Raw genomic sequence first — 16,485 nt, forward strand, 5'->3', positions numbered from 1 at the left:
CGCAAAAATACAAATAGTATTTGACTCTTGGGAAGAGAACCTTAAAGTTTTCTTGTAGAAGATTGGTTATAAGATTATTATAATATTATATTGAATATTTAAGGCAAAGACATCTTATTTTTTCACCCAATCAAACCGTTTCTCTACATACTGGTAACCGTTCACACAAAAAACAGCCATCATCACGCCAATCCCGGCACCCGCCAAAACATCCAGCGGATAGTGCGCCCCGACGTAAATCCGGCTGAAGGAAACAACCGTGGCCCACAAAAATACCCACCTGACCCCGCCGAACCGTTTCCCGATTAACAACCACAATGCCATCGCCAAAGCAAAGGTGTTGGCGGCATGGGAAGACGCAAAACCGTAGGTGCCGCCACATTCCAGCACCGGATGAATGAGTTTTTGCAAGGCCGGTTCGTGACAGGGGCGCAACCGGAGCGTCAATGGTTTCATGACCGCTGACGCCATCTGATCGCTCAACGCCACGGCCAGCACCAACGTCAGAACCAGACCGAACGCCCGTTTCCGGTATTGAAAAATCAACCAGCCAATCAGCAACGCATAGAACGGAATCCACGTATTGCGCATCGTGGCCCCCACCATGATCGGATCCAGCCAAGGCGCATGCAAGCCGTTCAGCCAGAGGAAGAGGTCGGTGTCGAGTTGGTTGAGCGTTTCCAAATTTATTGAGTGATTGCGTGATTAAGCGATTGAGTGAGTTTTGCCGAATTTTTCACGCAATCGCTCAATCACGCAATCGCCATTAATTGTAGCCTAATTTCCGCCGGACCCGTTCCATCGTGACCGAGGCAACGGCGCGGGCTTTTTCTTCGCCGTTGCGCAGTTCGCGTTCCAGCGCTTCTTCGTTTTCCATGTAGAAATTGAACTTCTCACGGGCTTCGGCAAACTGGCTGATGATCAGCTCATACAGTTCCTTTTTGGCGTGGCCGTAGCCATACCCGCCGTTCAGGTAATTCTGGCGCATGGTTTCCACCTGAGCCTCATCCGCCAGCAGTGCATACAACTGGAAGGTGATATCGGTAGCCGGATTTTTCGGTTCTTCGAGTGGTGTCGAGTCCGAAACGATCTTTTTGATCACCTTGTAAAGCTCGTTGGCCGGTACGAAAATGTCGATGTAATTGTTGTATGACTTGCTCATTTTCTGGCCGTCGATGCCCGGAATGGTCATAATCCGCTCGTCGATGCGGGATTCGGGCAAGACGAAAATCTCCTCGCCCACCTGGTGATTGACCGCGCTGGCCATGTCACGCGTCATTTCAACGTGTTGCCTCTGGTCTTTTCCAACCGGAACCAGGTTGGCGTCATACAGCAGAATATCAGCCGCCATCAGACACGGATACGTAAACAAACCGGCGTTGACATCCGCCAGCCGTTCGGATTTGTCCTTGAACGAATGCGCGTTAGACAGCATCGGAAAGGGCGTAAAGCAGTTCAGGTACCACGCCAGTTCGGTATGCTCCGGCACGTGCGACTGCCGCCAGAAGGTATTTTTAGTCGTATCGAGTCCAAACGCCAGCCAGGCCGACGCGACGGCGCGGATGTATTCCCGGCGCAAGGCCCCGTCTTTGATGGTTGTCAGGGAATGCAGGTCGGCAATGAACAGAAAGGAGTCGTTACCGGGTTCTTCCGACAGTTTGATGGCGGGTTTGATGGCCCCCAGAATATTACCCAAATGCGGTCTTCCGCTGCTTTGAATACCAGTGAGAATGCGAGACATATTTTTTGAATGCGTGAATGCGTGAATGAACGAATGGGTGAATAGCTCCGGTAGGATCATGCTTTCAGCGGAGCTATTCACTCATTCGCTCATTCGCTCATTCACAATTGAATTTCCGTGCAAACTTCGCTATTTCTGGCTAGCTTTGGAACTGTATGAAGACGAAAAACGCACCTAATTCTCAGCTCTCCGTTCAAACGCTTGACTTTCTGCGCGATCTGGTTTTAAACAACAACCGGGAGTGGTTTCAGGCAAACCGCGCCCGCTACGATGCGGCTAAATCCGAGTTTGAAGGTTTTGTGGGCAAGCTGCTGCAGGGCATCGAAACGTTTCAGCCGCTGCCCAACACCGCCGTAAAGGATTGTATTTTCCGCATCAACCGCGACATCCGGTTTTCCAAAGACAAGGCGCCGTACAAGAAGAATCTGGCGGCTGCGGTGGGTCCGGGCGGACGGCATTCGGGTCGGATCGACTATTATTTCCACCTGCAACCCGGTGGCGAAACGTTTCTGGGTGCTGGCATGTGGCAACCGACACCGGCCCAACTCGCGAAGTTTCGGCAGGAAATCGACTACAACGTCGATGAGTTGAAAGACATCATCGAGGCCCCGGTGTTCAAAGCATATTTTCCGGAAATTTTTGGTGAAACGATGAAAACGTCTCCCAAAGGGTATTCGGCCGACCATCCGGAAATCGGTTTACTGCGCCGGAAAGAACTGTTTTTCCTCCACCGGTATTCGGATCAGGAGGTGGTGAAACCGGATTTCGTGAACGAAGTCGTGAAAGGCGCCCGGTTGATTAAACCGTATTGCGATTACCTGAATTACCTGTTTTACGAAGAGAAGGACGAGTCGATAACGCTATAAATGAATAATCAATGTAAAATGATGAACGCCAAATGTAAAAGTGAAGAGGGAAGCACCCGGATACTTTTACATTTGGCGTTCATCATTTTACATTGGTTATTTAATACGATTCATCTTGCCTGCAAAATCAATACTCCAACCCGGCGGGCAGGCTTTTGGCCTGGTTGATAAAATCGGTGATTTTCTCCAGGGTTGGGGGCCGCTGTGTTAGCTGCCGTTCCTGGTTGATTTCCGTAATTTTGGCAAAGAGGTTTTCCGGTGAGCGGTGGGCCAGTTCTTTAACCGTGTCGACGCCGGCTTCTTCCAGCAAATCGCTGTAGACGCCACCAATCCCCGCAATGCGATTCAAATCCGCCCGATTGGCCAGATCCAGAATCACGGCGGTTTCTACGCCGACCGAAGCGGCCAGTTTCTTCCGCAAAGCTACGGTTTTGGCAGCTTCAAGCAGGGCGTCAGTGTTGGTTAGACCCTGTGCTTTTAAGGCTTCGGCCAGATCTGCGGTAATGCCTTTTAATTCTTGAACGGGTAAGCTCATGGGAATAGTTTATTATTTAGGAATATGACTACCTACTTGAGACCGCTTTCCAGTCAAAAAGTAACGCAGAATCCTAAATAAACCCGCCTACCACCGAACTGCCAGCCTCACCCCTCCCGTAAAATTCCGGCGCGGGGCGGCATTGTAAAACCGGCCGCCAAAAGCGTTGAGGTCATAACCCAGGCTGTAGGTTTGATCGAGCAGGTTGTCACCACTGACATACGCATCGAGCGTCCAGCGTTTGGCCAGCGTTTTCCGGAACCCCAGCGTCGCGTTCAGCATCCGGGCAATATCGGATTGAAAAGCGTTGGCGTCATCGAGCGGGAATTTGTCGATAAACTGGTGCGTCAGGTGCGCGTAGAATCCCAGCCGGGTTTCAGCATCAAAACCGGTGACGACCACCAGCGGGGGGACACCCGTGACGCGGTTGCCCGACACATCGGCGGTGCCCTGCTGGTAATTCTTAAACCGGTAATTGGTCACCGTGGTGCTGTTCCAGACCCGGACGGTCTGCCAGAAGCCGCCCGGTTTCGGAACCACCAGATTATATGACAGTTGTGCTTCCAGCCCTTTTTGATTCGTAGCCCCGGCATTGATGAAGTATTCGGCTCCGCTTTCCACCGACCGCCGAACGATCGTTTGCCGCAAACGGAACTGATACACGGCCACGTCGAACTGAAACCGGTTCAACTGGCCGCGCACGGCGGCTTCCAGGTTGGTACCCTGTTCCGGCTCCAGCGTCGGGTTGAAGGTTCCTTCCGAGGGCCGGACTTCCTGGATCGTGGGGGCCGAATAGCCGGTGCTGACACTGGCAAAAACCGATACGTGATCACCAATTTTCTTCAACAGCGCCACCCTCGGCAACCAGACCGGCTGAAAGCCACGCGGTTGCGGAACAATGGGCTGATCCGAAAACCGGGTAAACCGATACGATACTTCGTTGCGGCTCAACCCGGCGGTGGCAATGATGCCGAACGGCAGGTTTGCTTCCAACTGGGCAAACAGAACCGACTGCGACGCCCGGAATTCGTCGTCCGACTGAAGCGTGTCGGGCTGGCCCCGGCGGTTGCCATAATTGCGGGTGATGGTGAAATTGTGCTGCCATTCGCCCCCGAAAACCAGTTGGGTGGGAACGCCCGTTTCAATCATCTGCCAGCGCGTTACCGTGCGTCCCCCAATGCCCTGATCGGCGCGTTTTTCGTAGTTGGTAATAAACGGATTGGCAAAATCGGTCAGCGAACCGAACAAAACCGTCGTGTTCTGAATGCGGTCGTTCCAGCGGTATTGGTGCGAGAAACCCAGGTACCCGGTTTTCTGGTAAATAGCCGCCCGCTGATCCACGCTGCCGGGCGAGACCCGCGTCGATGGCCGGGCCTGGCGCGGATCGGCCAGAAACTGCGCCCGGGTCAGCCCGCCCGGCGTCTGGTACATTAGATCCGAATATAGCCCCATGACCGAAACCGTTTGCTTTGGGTTAACGGCAAAGGTGGCATTGAGCGATAGATTATCGCGGTACATCCGGCTGTTGGCCCGGTAGCCATCCGACTGTAAATGCCCGTAATTCAGCGAGATAGCCGAATTGTTCTGACCGGTTTGAATCGTATAGTTTTGACCTGACAATCCGTAGGAACCCGCCAGCACGCTCACTTCGGCCCGGTTGGCCTGGTCGCCCGATGGGCTGGCCTGACCGCTGAGCAAAACCGTCCCCCCCGTTCCGGCACCGTACAAACTGCCCGACGGTCCTTTGATGACTTCCACCCGGCCAATGGAGCGAACGTCCAGCGCGTTCAGGTAGGTACCGCCCCCCGCATCGGTCATCGGCAATTCATTCCAGTAGACTTTGACATTCCGAACGCCAAACGGCGACCGGATCAGGCTCCCCCGGATCGAAAGCCGGTAGCTGCCCGGCGACCGTTCGTCCATCCGGACGCCGGGCAGGGTGTTGAAAGCCGGGACAAGGGCCGGGGTACCAAACCGCTGGTTCAGTTCTTTGCCAGACAACACATTGACCGATGCCGCCGTTTCGAGCAGCGGGCGGTTCGTCTCGTAGCCCCGAACGGTCACCTCCGCCAGTTGAATGGAATCGGGAACGGAACGGCTGGACGGCGTTTGCTGGGCGAAAAGGGAAATGGGCAGAAATAGAAAAAGTAAACTGTATTTAAGCATGTCTTTGCCGGCTTCGGGTTGTTTTTGGGATTCGTATGTAAAACTACTGTGTCAAAACGATTTTATACTCTTTAGGTTCAACTAACCTCAATTCAACCCCAAAAGTCGGCGTTTCAATCCAATCTGTATTGAGCCAACGGTTAACTCCCCTTTATTTTACAAAAAAATAAACCATTGCAAAGTACGTGACGACGTTGGAAAGACCGAACGACCGATGGCTCCGCTGGATAGGAATCCCGCTGATGGTGCTGTTGGGCAATATACTTTACCTGAAAGATTACCAGCATAACCCGGTTCTGTATTCAGGCTGGGTCTTTATTGGCATGGCCTACATGACCCTCGCCTGGGAAGGTTCCGTGAGCTGGGTGCATTACGTGCGCAAAAAATTCCCGGACGCCCGGCATGCCTTCCGGCGAATTGTCATCACCTTTACCGGCTACGGGCTGCTGGCGGTTTTGTGCCAGTCGTTGTTCATCTTTCTGACCGATCTGACCGGACTGGCTATTATTCCCATCACGGCCCGCGTCTATCAGGCTTACATCGGAATCGGTATCTTTTGTTCCCTGATTCTGGGGACGACCTACGAAATCATTTATTACCTGCAACAATACCGCAAAGCGATTGCTGAAGCCGAAGCGATTCAGAAATCCCGGATTCAGGGGCAATTCGACAGCCTGAAAAGTCAGGTCAATCCGCATTTTCTGTTCAACAGCCTCAATTCGTTGTCGGCCCTGATTTCCGAGGACAAGCAGCAGGCCAACAAATTTCTGGAAGAGTTATCGAGTGTGTACCGGTATCTGCTGCAATCGAATGAGCGCAAGCTCGTATCGCTCCAGACCGAGCTGAACTTTATCCATTCGTTTTTTTACCTCTTAAAAACCCGGTATGGTTCGGCCATCGAATTGCAGCTCAGTATCGAATCGTGCCTGCTGGAGTGTTATCTGCCGCCTTTCAGCCTGCAAACGCTGATCGAAAACGCCATCCGCCACAACATCATTCTGGCCGACCGGCCGCTCGTGATCTCGCTCCAGGCCGAAGCACAAATCAACGACGGGTTGGTGGCATTACGCGTAACCAACAATATTCAACGAAAAAATGTACAGGTCAACAAGCAGCCCGGCGGTTTGCGGCAACTCACCGAGCGGTTTACGCTCCTGCGGCTGCCACGCCCGGTGATCACCGACGACGGCCGACAGTTTAGCGTTCGGGTGCCATTAATCGTTAAAGGTGCCGATTTTTTGGTAAATTTACCCTGACTTTTCCCTACCGATGTGGGCCTGAAATCTATCCGTTATACCAACCGTGACACCTGGATCGCACTCGGCCTTTTGCCGGGTTATTACCTTTTCCTGAACTACATGATGCTCGGGAAGCCCTATTTCCAACGGCTGGATATTTTTCTGGGTGCTTCGCTGCTGACGACACTCATCTGGACACCGGCTTTTTTTCTCCACGCCGTACCGGCGGTGTATCTCCGCAAACGATTTCCGCACATTCGCCAGACCTGGATGCGCATGTGCCTGGCCCTGTCGATTCATATTCTGATGTCTTCAGCCGCCATAACTTTACTGTTTTACGTTTATAAGTGGATCCATTTCCCGGGCTACACCTTCGATAGCAACCGGCTTTTTTGGGCTATTACCCTGGGAATCATCGGCAACGTTGTCGCGAATATTGTTCACGAAAGCGTCTATACCTTTGAGAAATGGTCGCAAACCATCAGCGAAACCGAAAAGCTAAAAAAAGCGAATTTACAGAGCCAGCTCGACAGTTTAAAACAGCAGGTAAATCCACACTTTCTGTTCAATTCACTCAATACACTGTCATCCCTGATTGATGAAGATACGGACAAAGCGGAACTGTTTATCGAGGAATTATCGAGTGTTTATCGGTATTTATTGCAGACCAACGAAAACGCCCTGACCAGCCTTCACGACGAATTGACGTTTATCGAATCGTATTTTCACCTGTTAAAAACCCGGTACGGAAATGGCATCAATCTGGAAGTGTGTGTAGCCGATGGCTTTAAAGAGTCTCAATTACCCCCCCTGACGCTCCAGATGCTGGTCGAAAACGCGGTGAAACACAACATCATCCTTTCCGATCAACCGCTTCAGATACGCATTGAAACCACGCAAAGCGGTCGGCTGATTGTTTCGAACAATGTGCAGCTTAAAAACCTGCGCGTAGCTTCCAACGGAGTCGGATTGGCCAATATTGCCACAAAATACCAATTGCTCGGTCAGGGAAATCTTGAAATCCTGAACACGGAAACCAGTTTTTGTGTCATCCTACCGCTCATGATGAACGAACTAAAATAAACCCCAATGCCTGGCTTTTAATCCGATGCTATGATGACTTTTAACGATACCCGCCTTCGGTTGACGGGGCCTCTGGTATTGTTCTTTTTTGGGGCGTTATTTTTTCGGGTTAAACTACTGCTCAGTTACACCAGCATCGAGTTGATCCGGTATTTGATTGTGGGGCTTATCTCCGGTTATATTTGCTGGAACATAACCCGCTGGCTCGTCCGGCGAATTCAGCACCGGCATCCGGGTCTGGCCAACACCCGGTATCGGTTATATCTATTGCTTCTGGCGTTTCCCATTCTGGTCAACATCGGGTATTTTATCCGGTTTTTTGGTCATACGCTGATTTATCCGCACGACGGAGAATCAACCTTTGATTGGGATGTCAATTTCTTCATCAGCTACCTGGAAACCATCGGCATTCAGATTTTTTACCACTTTTTATACATCGGTATTTACGAAGGTTCTTATCTGTTTATTCAATGGCGGAAAACCAATCTCGAAAAAGAAGCTTTGCTTCGTATGCAATGGCAGGGCCGGTTTGAAGTGCTGAAAAACCAGGTCAATCCGCATTTCCTGTTCAATTCACTAAACACGCTTTCGTCGCTCATCTCCGAAAATCCCAACCTGGCCGAAGAATTTGTCGATGACATGGCCAGCGTATACCGCTACCTGTTACAGACCAACGAGCGCGAGCTGACGCCCCTTCGGAAAGAACTGGATTTTATCGACTCCTACTACCACCTGCTCAAAACCCGCTACGGGCCGGGTATTTCGCTACGGGTGGTGGTCCGGGAGGAGGACAAAGACGCTTTGCTGCCTCCGCTGACGCTGCAAATGCTGGTCGAAAATGCCGTCAAGCACAATACCATGTTGCCGGAGCAACCCCTGGAAATCACTATTGAAACGACGGACGGTTTTTTGCAGATCAAAAATACCCTGCAACGTAAAAACGTTCGGGTGGAATCGAACCACGTCGGTTTATCAAACATTGCTTCCAAATACAAGCTGCTGAAACAACCCAGCCCGATTATTGAAGAAAAAGACGGACAGTTTATTGTGACCCTTCCCCTGCTCCAGGAACGGATTGGCGTCAACTGAGGAAGGATGCATTTCATGGCCGGACAATACCGGTTTGACCTGCCAATTTGCGGTTTCAACGGAAGGCGATTTGGAAAAAACGAGCCGAATCTGCTACTTGTAGGTACGATTTGAACCGTAACACCTTCACCCACCTCCCCGAAAAAATAACGACCGATTCGTATGGATGTACTGGTAATTGAAGACGAAGAACTGGCTGTCCGTAAGTTGACCAAACTGCTGCAGGACGTCGATCATTCCATCCGGATTGTTGGAACGGCCGCCAGCGTGCGCGCATCCGTCCAGTGGCTGCAAAACAACGCGACGCCGGATCTGATTTTGATGGACATCGAACTGGCAGACGGACAGAGCTTTGAAATCTTTGAGCAGACGCCGGTCGAATCGCCGGTTATTTTTACGACTTCCTACGACGAATACGCCTTGCGGGCGTTCAAGGTCAACAGCATCGATTATTTGCTGAAACCCATCAAACGGCACGAACTGGAAGCGAGTCTGGAAAAACACCGCAAACTGCGCAACCCCGCCGAACCCGAAACCGGCGGCCGCATGGCCATCGACGCGCTCGTGCAGCAACTCCGCCAGCAGATTCAGCCCGCCGAATACCGCAAGCGGTTTCTGGTCAAACACCTCTCGCAGTGGATGCCCGTCGAAGTGGCCGACATCGCTTATTTTTATTCGGAAGAAGGCGTCAGCCTGTTCCGGACCCGAACCAATCAGAAATTTTCGGTAGACTACACGCTCGATGAACTCGAAGCCATGCTCGATCCTTTGCAGTTTTTTCGGGCCAACCGGCAATTCATCGTCGACATCAACTGCGTTCAGCAAATTCACCCGTATTTCAACAACAAACTGAAACTGACGCTAAAACCGGCTCCCGAAGAGGAGGTGCTGGTGAGCCGCGAACGCGCCACGGAGTTTAAGAAGTGGATGGGAAAATAAAAACCGTCGCTATAAAAGCCGTTTCGGAAGCTCGATCAGCGGATTGGGGGTGTCTTCGAGCAATTGTTTGGCGCGGATCAGGTCGTTCCGAAACTGCCGCTGCAACTGGTGAATCAACAAAGGTGCCATCAACCGCTGCCAGCCTCTGAGTTCCAGACTCATTTCGTAGGTTACCCGGGTTTCTTTATCTACCCGCTCAAATAACCGCTGTTCCCAGAGTTCAACCGGGCTATCGACGCTCTCGTGGGCCGTTCGCCGGTTCGGGGCGGCTGCTGTCACTTCGGCCAGAATCGTCATTTCCTGATCAAAAAGCCGAACTTCCTGCCGGAGTTTCATGCCCGAACGAGCCAGACCGGGCGCGTCCTGCTGCATGGCGAACAAATTACTGCGCCAGAGCATATCGTATTCGTAACAGCCCAGCAATCCATAGACCTCCGTTAACGGCAATCGAATCAATTCGGAATGACGAACGGTAATCATGAAAGGCGGTTTAGGAGTTGGGGGTTTGCCCGGCCATAAAACGTTCGGCCTCCGAAAGTGTTTCGCATAATTTTGTGGGAAGCACCGGGTTGCTTTTCTCAAACAGGGCTTCCGACGACAGTTTCGAAAACAAATCCGGCGACACAATGCTGATGTTGTAGCGGACCCCGGCCGCATGAGCCTTCGGAAAGTAATCATTCACAATCCAGTCGACGGTTCCGGCCCAGGCCACGTCAAACTCCTTCGTGTCGTGCACATGAAACCGACATGCCCGTTGCTGCCCCTCGGCTTGCTGCCACTCCAGCATTTTGAGCGTCGCCCGCATCAGTTCCTCATCGGTGCAAAAGCCGATCCACTTCATCAGAAGGTAATTTTTCGTGGGTTCATACCGTAAAATGGCGTAAATGTCCCCTTCTTCGTTTTCTATTCTGCTTATTTCATTCACGGCATCGTGTACCTTAAGTGTCGGAACTCATCCGTACGATTTGATGTCACCACAATCAACCACAAATATACTTCAAACCCCGATACCCGACCGGTAGCGGCCCAGCGTTTCGGGGGTAATTCCCAGATAACTGGCGACAAATTCTGACGGAATGCGATTCAATACTTTCGGGTGTTCTTCCAGCAACCGGCGATACCGGTCTTCCGGGGCCTCTTTCAGCAGAGAAGCCTCCCGTTTTTCGACCCGCATCAACTGGTCCTGCAGCAGCAAGGTAGCGAAGCGTTGCCAGGTCGGATACGTTCGGCAAAGCGCCATGACGTCGTCGTAGCGCAGTTCGAGCAGGTGCGTTTCTTCCACCGTCGCCACATTAACATGAGACGGTTTTTGGGTAAAAAAACCAACGAACGAACCCAGGAGTGAATTTTCAAATAAAAACTCTTTCGAAACTTCCCAGCCGTCGATTTCGTAAAATAACCGTCCGCATCCTTTTTCGATGAAGCCGATGGTGTTGCAAACCTCTCCCTCCCGCACATACAGCTCATCTTTCGCCAGCACGCGGTAGTGAATGATTTGCTCAAAGGCGGTTTTTTCTTCGCTGGATGGCCGAACGATGCGTTCTATATTGAACAGAACCCGATGCATAGAGAATGAGTTGGGGCAGAAATATACTTAAAAATCCACTTTATACAAGGTTTCCAACTGTCGTTCGTTCAGGGAATCCGGTAACATCCGAAACAAGCCATTGCGCACGGCAACCAGCCAGGGATGCTGCACCTGGGCTAGCTGGCCAATCCGCCGGGATTTTTCCACAATCGAATGCGTTCGCTTCAGCCGCCGTTGCTCAAACCGTTTGAAAGCGTCGAAAACCGTACCACCCCGGTCCAGTTCATCAGCCAGAACCACCCCGTCTTCAATGGCCTGACAAGCTCCCTGTCCCATGTTAGGCGTCGTAGCGTGCGCGGCATCACCCAGCAACAACACATTGCCGAAGGCATACCGGGGCAGGGGTTTCAGGTCGATGATGTCATTCCAGAGTAAGCCGCCATCTGTGGTTCGGGAAATAACTTCCGGAATGGGCGCGTGGTAGTCTGCAAACCGGGTCGTCAGGTCATTGACCCGGAAGGTTCGCATCCGTCCATCGTTCGCGGGTGCGTTGGCCGTTGCAAACCAGTAAATCTGGTTGTTGGCAAGCGGCACAATGCCCACCCGACCCTGTGTGCCCCAGGTTTCGGTCGCTTCGGTTAAATCCAGGCCGGTCCCATCCACCACCGCCCGCCAGCACGTATAGCCTGCATACCGGGGTTTGGAATCAGGCAGAATCTGTTGTCGGATCGCCGAATGAATGCCGTCGGCCACCAGCAGGTAGTCGGTCTGGTGTATGGTTCCGTCGTCAAACCGCATGATGACACCGTCGTTGCTTTGATCGATGGAAATGGCCCGTTTGCCCAGAATAATCGGATTACCAATCAGTTGATCCAGCAAAATCCGGTGGAGCGCAGCCCGGTGGATCGTAAAATTATCAGTTCCGTATCTTTGGCTGACAGCCTGGCTGTCGGTGCGGGTAATCGCCCGGCCTTGCTGGTCCCGAATGACAAACGTATCGATCACCCGGCCAGCGGGCAGAATGGCCTCCGCAATGCCTAGTTTTTGGTACGCCTTGATGGCGTTGGCGGCCAGTACGAGTCCCGCCCCCAGCGGTTTAATGGCTGGCGCGGCTTCAAACAGCGTCGCCCGAATCCCGATTTTTCGCAGGGCAATGGCGGTGGTCAGTCCCGCAATCCCACCACCGATGATGGTAAACCGATTCGTATTTTTCATGATGTGGTTCTTTGATTGGGCGTATCTGTTGCCTGTAGCGCAAATTTGCCCCCTAAAACCCAGCAAACCCCTGTCAACTTCATTGAAACGGAAAAAGCCCCCGCTGAACCGACGTGGTTAGGGGATTAGGGGGAGGGTGACAATAAATTCCTGATCGGTTTCTTCCACCACAGGCGCCGGATAGCCCAGCATTTTGTATTTTGTCAGGATGTTGAGCAAACCCTTCTGGGTCGATTTGACCCGATCGACTGATTTTTTTTGCAGATTATTCCGAACCGTCAGCAGGGCCGATTCGCTGGTAAAAATGTGAATTTTCAGTGGAAACTCGCTGGACACAATGTTGTGTTTAACGGCGTTTTCCACCAGCAATTGCAGCGTCAGCGGAGGAAGCCGGCACGTCTGAAAGGCGTCATCCACCTCGATTTGAAGGGAAATGCCCCGGGCATACCGGGTTTGCAGCAGATGAAAATACGAATGAATAAATTGTAATTCGCGTTTCAGCGTCGTCAATTCAACATCATTGGTTTGCAGAATATAGCGGTAGACACTCGCCATTTCATCCACAAACTGCTCGGCTTTCACGGGTTCATCGGCAATCAGCGACGACAGTGAATTGAGGGAGTTGAACAAAAAATGCGGATTCAGTTGCGACTGCAACGCCCGCATCTGGACTTCGGACATTTCCTGCCGGAGTTGCTGCACCGACAATTCGGTTTCGAGCTGTTTCCGCTCGTGTTTTTCCTGCTGCCGTTCTATTTTCTGCTCCAGAACCGCCGTTCGGATGGCGGCTTTTCGCTGGCGATAGCCCAGTCCCAGCGAAAAAAAAACCAGTTCGAGGATGATGCCAATCTGGATGGCAGTCAGTGGTGCCGTCCAGAATGGCGAATTGGGTCCGGCATAGGTGTCCAGATGGGTTAAAATCATGGAGGTCACCGCTCCCACCATCAGACAGGCCGAGCCGATGATGAAATACCGCGCGACGGTATCTTTCAATTGCAAAATCCTGTAGATTCCGTACACGGCCAATCCGATCATTCCCAGGCGAATGGCCGTGTGGGCTGTGTCATAAACCATGGGGTACCAGTCTTCCCGCAGGTAACAGACGGTAAACTGAAGCATTACATAAAGGGCAATGCAAAGCTGGGTGTACTGGAAAATGCGAAACAAATCCGGCAGGCGTTTCCGCAGTCCGATAAAGGCGTCGGTGAAGCCAAAATAAATGAAATAGGCGATCATGGGCGCACAGCCCCGGATGAAATACCAATCGTTGTTGGAAAGAGAAACTGCTTCCTGGAACCCATCGAACCGGATGGCGAAATACGTCAGCCAGGTCAGCATGTAAAGCGTGTATAACCCGTAAATCCGCTCCCGGTACGTAACCCACTGGACGACATTGATCAGCAGGATCGAAATTACCATGCCGACAAACATGGGTTGCCAGAATTCATAGGTCATAGGGGACGCAGGGCTTGTGCGGTAAGGTACCGGCAAACTTACCAACGAATCAACACTTTTTTCGATGAAACGGTATAAAGGAAGGATGAAGTGTATATAAAAAAGAGTTGTTTCACGGAGTCGAGCGGAGTAAAAAAGAGTCTAACAGAGAAATTCTAAAAGAAAACTCCGCTAAACTCTTTTTCACTCCGCTCAACTCCGCGAAACAACTCTTACAAACACGTTATCGCAACAACTTACGCGTTTTGCTTCTGCTTGATCAGGTTCAGGGCCGAACCGGCTTTGAACCACTCGATCTGCGTTTCGTTGTAGGTATGATTGACCTGGAATTCTTCGCTCGTTCCGTCGGTATGATTTAACCGGATCGTCAACTGACCGTTCGGGCTGAACTCCGTCAGGCCCAGAATGTCGATCGTGTCGTCTTCGCGGATGTCTTCGTAATCGTCCGGATTGGCAAACGTCAGGGCTAACATGCCCTGTTTTTTCAGGTTCGTTTCGTGAATCCGGGCGAATGATTTCACTAGAATGGCCCGAACACCCAGAAACCGGGGTTCCATAGCCGCGTGCTCACGCGAGGAGCCTTCGCCGTAGTTTTCGTCACCCACCACAATCGAACCAATGCCGGCGGCTTTGTAAGCCCGCTGCACGGCCGGCACTTCGCCAAATTCGCCCGTCAACTGGTTTTTGACGGTATTGGTCTTTTCATTGAAGAAATTGACCGCCCCGATCAGCATGTTGTTCGAAATGTTGTCGAGGTGACCCCGGTATTTCAACCACGGACCCGCCATCGAAATGTGGTCGGTCGTACACTTGCCTTTCGCCTTGATCAATAGTTTCAGGCCCGTCAGGTCGGTTCCTTCCCAGGCTTTAAACGATTCGAGCAGTTGCAGACGGTCTGAAGTCGGGCTAACCGCAATCTGAATGCCGCTGCCATCTTCGGCCGGAGCCTGATAACCGGCGTCATCCACGGCAAAACCGTTGACGGGCAATTCGATTCCCTGTGGTTCGTCCAGCATCACCGATTCGCCGGTTTCGCTAATCAGGCTGTCCGTCATCGGGTTGAAGGTCAGACTTCCGGCAATCGCCATCGCCGTCACCAGTTCGGGCGAAGCCACAAAGGCGTGGGTGGTGGCCAGACCGTCGTTCCGCTTTGCGAAGTTCCGGTTGAACGACGTAATGATGGAGTTTTGACGTTTCGGATCGTCGATGTGACGCGCCCACTGCCCGATACAAGGTCCGCAGGCATTGGCCAGAACGACACCGCCAATTTGCTCGAAGGTCGTTAGTAAACCGTCGCGCTGGGTCGTAAACCGAACCAGTTCCGAGCCCGGCGTTACGGTATATTCCGAATGGGTTTTCAGATTTTTGGAAATGGCCTGACGGGCTATCGAAGCTGCGCGGGTCAAATCTTCGTACGACGAGTTGGTGCAGGAACCGATCAGACCGACATCCAGTTTTTCGGGCCAGCCGTTTTCTTTCACGGCCTGGGCGAATTTCGACAGCGGCCAGGCCAGATCCGGCGTGTAAGGACCATTGACGTGGGGTTCGAGTTCCGACAGGTTGATCTCGATCACCTGATCGTAGTAAGCAGCCGGATCGGCGTATACTTCGTCGTCGGAACGCAGGTGCTGGCGAACGGCCTGGGCCGCATCGGCCACATCGGCGCGGTCGGTTGCCCGGAGGTAATCGCCCATTTTTTCGTCGTAGGCAAAGATCGACGTCGTTGCTCCGATTTCAGCGCCCATGTTGCAAATGGTGCCTTTTCCGGTAGCCGACAGACTATCCGCGCCTTCCCCAAAATATTCCACGATGCAGCCCGTCCCGCCTTTTACGGTCAGAATACCGGCCACACGGAGGATAATGTCTTTTGCCGAAGCCCAGCCCGACAATTTACCGACCAGTTTAATTCCGATCAGTTTTGGCATTTTTAACTCCCAGGGCAAACCGGCCATCACGTCGCAGGCATCAGCACCACCGACCCCAATGGCGATCATGCCCAACCCACCGGCGTTCGGCGTGTGCGAATCCGTCCCGATCATCAAACCGCCCGGAAACGCGTAGTTTTCGATCACGACCTGGTGAATAATCCCGGCACCCGGTTTCCAGAAACCGATCCCGTATTTGTCGGACACCGACGCCAGGAAAGCGTATACCTCCCGGTTTTTATTGTTGGCATTTTCCAGATCCTGCACAGCACCCACTTCAGCCTGGATCAGGTGATCGCAGTGAACGGTCGACGGTACAGCCACTTTGGAACGGCCGGCCTGCATAAACTGCAACAACGCCATCTGGGCCGTTGCGTCCTGCATTGCCACGCGATCGGGGGCAAAATCAACGTAATCTTTGCCCCGATTGAACGCCTTTTGGGCGATTCCGTTGCTAAGGTGGGCGTACAATATTTTTTCCGACAGCGTGAGCGGATGGCCCACCACTTGCCGGGCTGCTTCGACACGTTCGCCGAAACCGTCGTATACGCGCTGAATCATGTCAAAATCAAAAGCCATAGACAGGAGGAATTAGCAGTGAATAGTAAAATGTATCTGAATAAACAACACCGGCTACCGGAAAATGAGTTTCCCGATGAGCGTGTCAAAATTAGGTGATTTTCATTCTAAAATAAAACAGGATGG

General features: G+C 52.2%; 15 protein-coding genes. 5 read left to right on the plus strand and 10 right to left on the minus strand.

Going from position 1 to position 16,485, the window contains the following annotated elements:
- Positions 1-114: 114 nt before the first annotated feature.
- Both FH871_RS13415 and trpS read right to left on the minus strand, forming a co-directional pair.
- Complete coding sequence (locus FH871_RS13415; protein WP_229317272.1) at positions 115-684, minus strand: phosphatase PAP2 family protein; 570 nt, start codon at positions 682-684, stop codon at positions 115-117.
- Positions 685-766: 82 nt separating this feature from the next.
- Positions 767-1,741, minus strand: coding sequence for a tryptophan--tRNA ligase (gene trpS, locus FH871_RS13420; RefSeq protein ID WP_138991921.1), 975 nt, complete (start codon positions 1,739-1,741; stop codon positions 767-769).
- A 155-nt stretch (positions 1,742-1,896) separates the two neighbouring features.
- On the opposite strand from trpS, the gene FH871_RS13425 reads away from it, so the two are divergent.
- Entirely contained in the window at positions 1,897-2,607 is a 711-nt protein-coding gene (locus FH871_RS13425; protein ID WP_138991922.1) for a DUF2461 domain-containing protein, read from the plus strand.
- Between the two features lie 127 nt (positions 2,608-2,734).
- Here FH871_RS13425 and FH871_RS13430 read toward each other — a convergent pair whose 3' ends face one another.
- Both FH871_RS13430 and FH871_RS13435 read right to left on the minus strand, forming a co-directional pair.
- Positions 2,735-3,142, minus strand: a complete 408-nt coding sequence (locus FH871_RS13430) for a DUF4332 domain-containing protein (protein ID WP_138991923.1) — start codon at positions 3,140-3,142, stop codon at positions 2,735-2,737.
- 87 nt (positions 3,143-3,229) lie between these two features.
- Complete coding sequence (locus tag FH871_RS13435) at positions 3,230-5,308, minus strand: TonB-dependent receptor (protein ID WP_138991924.1); 2,079 nt, start codon at positions 5,306-5,308, stop codon at positions 3,230-3,232.
- A 185-nt stretch (positions 5,309-5,493) separates the two neighbouring features.
- Between FH871_RS13435 and FH871_RS13440 the strand changes: the two genes are divergently transcribed.
- The 4 genes from FH871_RS13440 (at position 5,494) to FH871_RS13455 (ending at position 9,657) form a co-directional block, all read left to right on the plus strand.
- Positions 5,494-6,564, plus strand: coding sequence for a sensor histidine kinase (locus FH871_RS13440; RefSeq protein WP_138991925.1), 1,071 nt, complete (start codon positions 5,494-5,496; stop codon positions 6,562-6,564).
- A gap of 15 nt (positions 6,565-6,579) precedes the next feature.
- Positions 6,580-7,629 (plus strand): sensor histidine kinase, encoded by a 1,050-nt coding sequence (locus tag FH871_RS13445; protein ID WP_229317274.1) that lies wholly within the window; start codon positions 6,580-6,582, stop codon positions 7,627-7,629.
- 30 nt (positions 7,630-7,659) lie between these two features.
- On the plus strand, positions 7,660-8,718 hold the full coding sequence (locus FH871_RS13450; protein ID WP_138991926.1) for a sensor histidine kinase: 1,059 nt from the start codon (positions 7,660-7,662) through the stop codon (positions 8,716-8,718).
- A gap of 162 nt (positions 8,719-8,880) precedes the next feature.
- Positions 8,881-9,657, plus strand: a complete 777-nt coding sequence (locus FH871_RS13455; protein WP_114409287.1) for a LytTR family DNA-binding domain-containing protein — start codon at positions 8,881-8,883, stop codon at positions 9,655-9,657.
- Positions 9,658-9,666: 9 nt separating this feature from the next.
- Here the strand turns inward: FH871_RS13455 and FH871_RS13460 are convergent, their stop codons facing one another.
- From FH871_RS13460 to FH871_RS13485, 6 genes are all read right to left on the minus strand, one after another.
- The gene (locus FH871_RS13460; protein WP_138991927.1) at positions 9,667-10,137 is read right to left on the minus strand and encodes a hypothetical protein; all 471 of its coding nucleotides are present in this window, start codon (positions 10,135-10,137) and stop codon (positions 9,667-9,669) included.
- 10 nt (positions 10,138-10,147) lie between these two features.
- Positions 10,148-10,582, minus strand: coding sequence for a hypothetical protein (locus FH871_RS13465; RefSeq protein WP_138991928.1), 435 nt, complete (start codon positions 10,580-10,582; stop codon positions 10,148-10,150).
- 72 nt (positions 10,583-10,654) lie between these two features.
- A complete protein-coding gene (locus tag FH871_RS13470; RefSeq protein WP_138991929.1) occupies positions 10,655-11,224 on the minus strand; it encodes a Crp/Fnr family transcriptional regulator in 570 nt (189 codons plus the stop codon).
- Positions 11,225-11,251: 27 nt separating this feature from the next.
- A complete protein-coding gene (locus FH871_RS13475) occupies positions 11,252-12,400 on the minus strand; it encodes an FAD-dependent monooxygenase (RefSeq protein ID WP_138991930.1) in 1,149 nt (382 codons plus the stop codon).
- A 117-nt stretch (positions 12,401-12,517) separates the two neighbouring features.
- On the minus strand, positions 12,518-13,855 hold the full coding sequence (locus FH871_RS13480; protein ID WP_138991931.1) for a sensor histidine kinase: 1,338 nt from the start codon (positions 13,853-13,855) through the stop codon (positions 12,518-12,520).
- Positions 13,856-14,091: 236 nt separating this feature from the next.
- A complete protein-coding gene (locus FH871_RS13485; protein ID WP_138991932.1) occupies positions 14,092-16,359 on the minus strand; it encodes an aconitate hydratase in 2,268 nt (755 codons plus the stop codon).
- Positions 16,360-16,485: the final 126 nt, after the last annotated feature.

Origin of the sequence: Larkinella sp. C7 (assembly GCF_006149005.1) — a bacterium.
Classification (GTDB): Bacteria; Bacteroidota; Bacteroidia; order Cytophagales; family Spirosomataceae; genus Larkinella.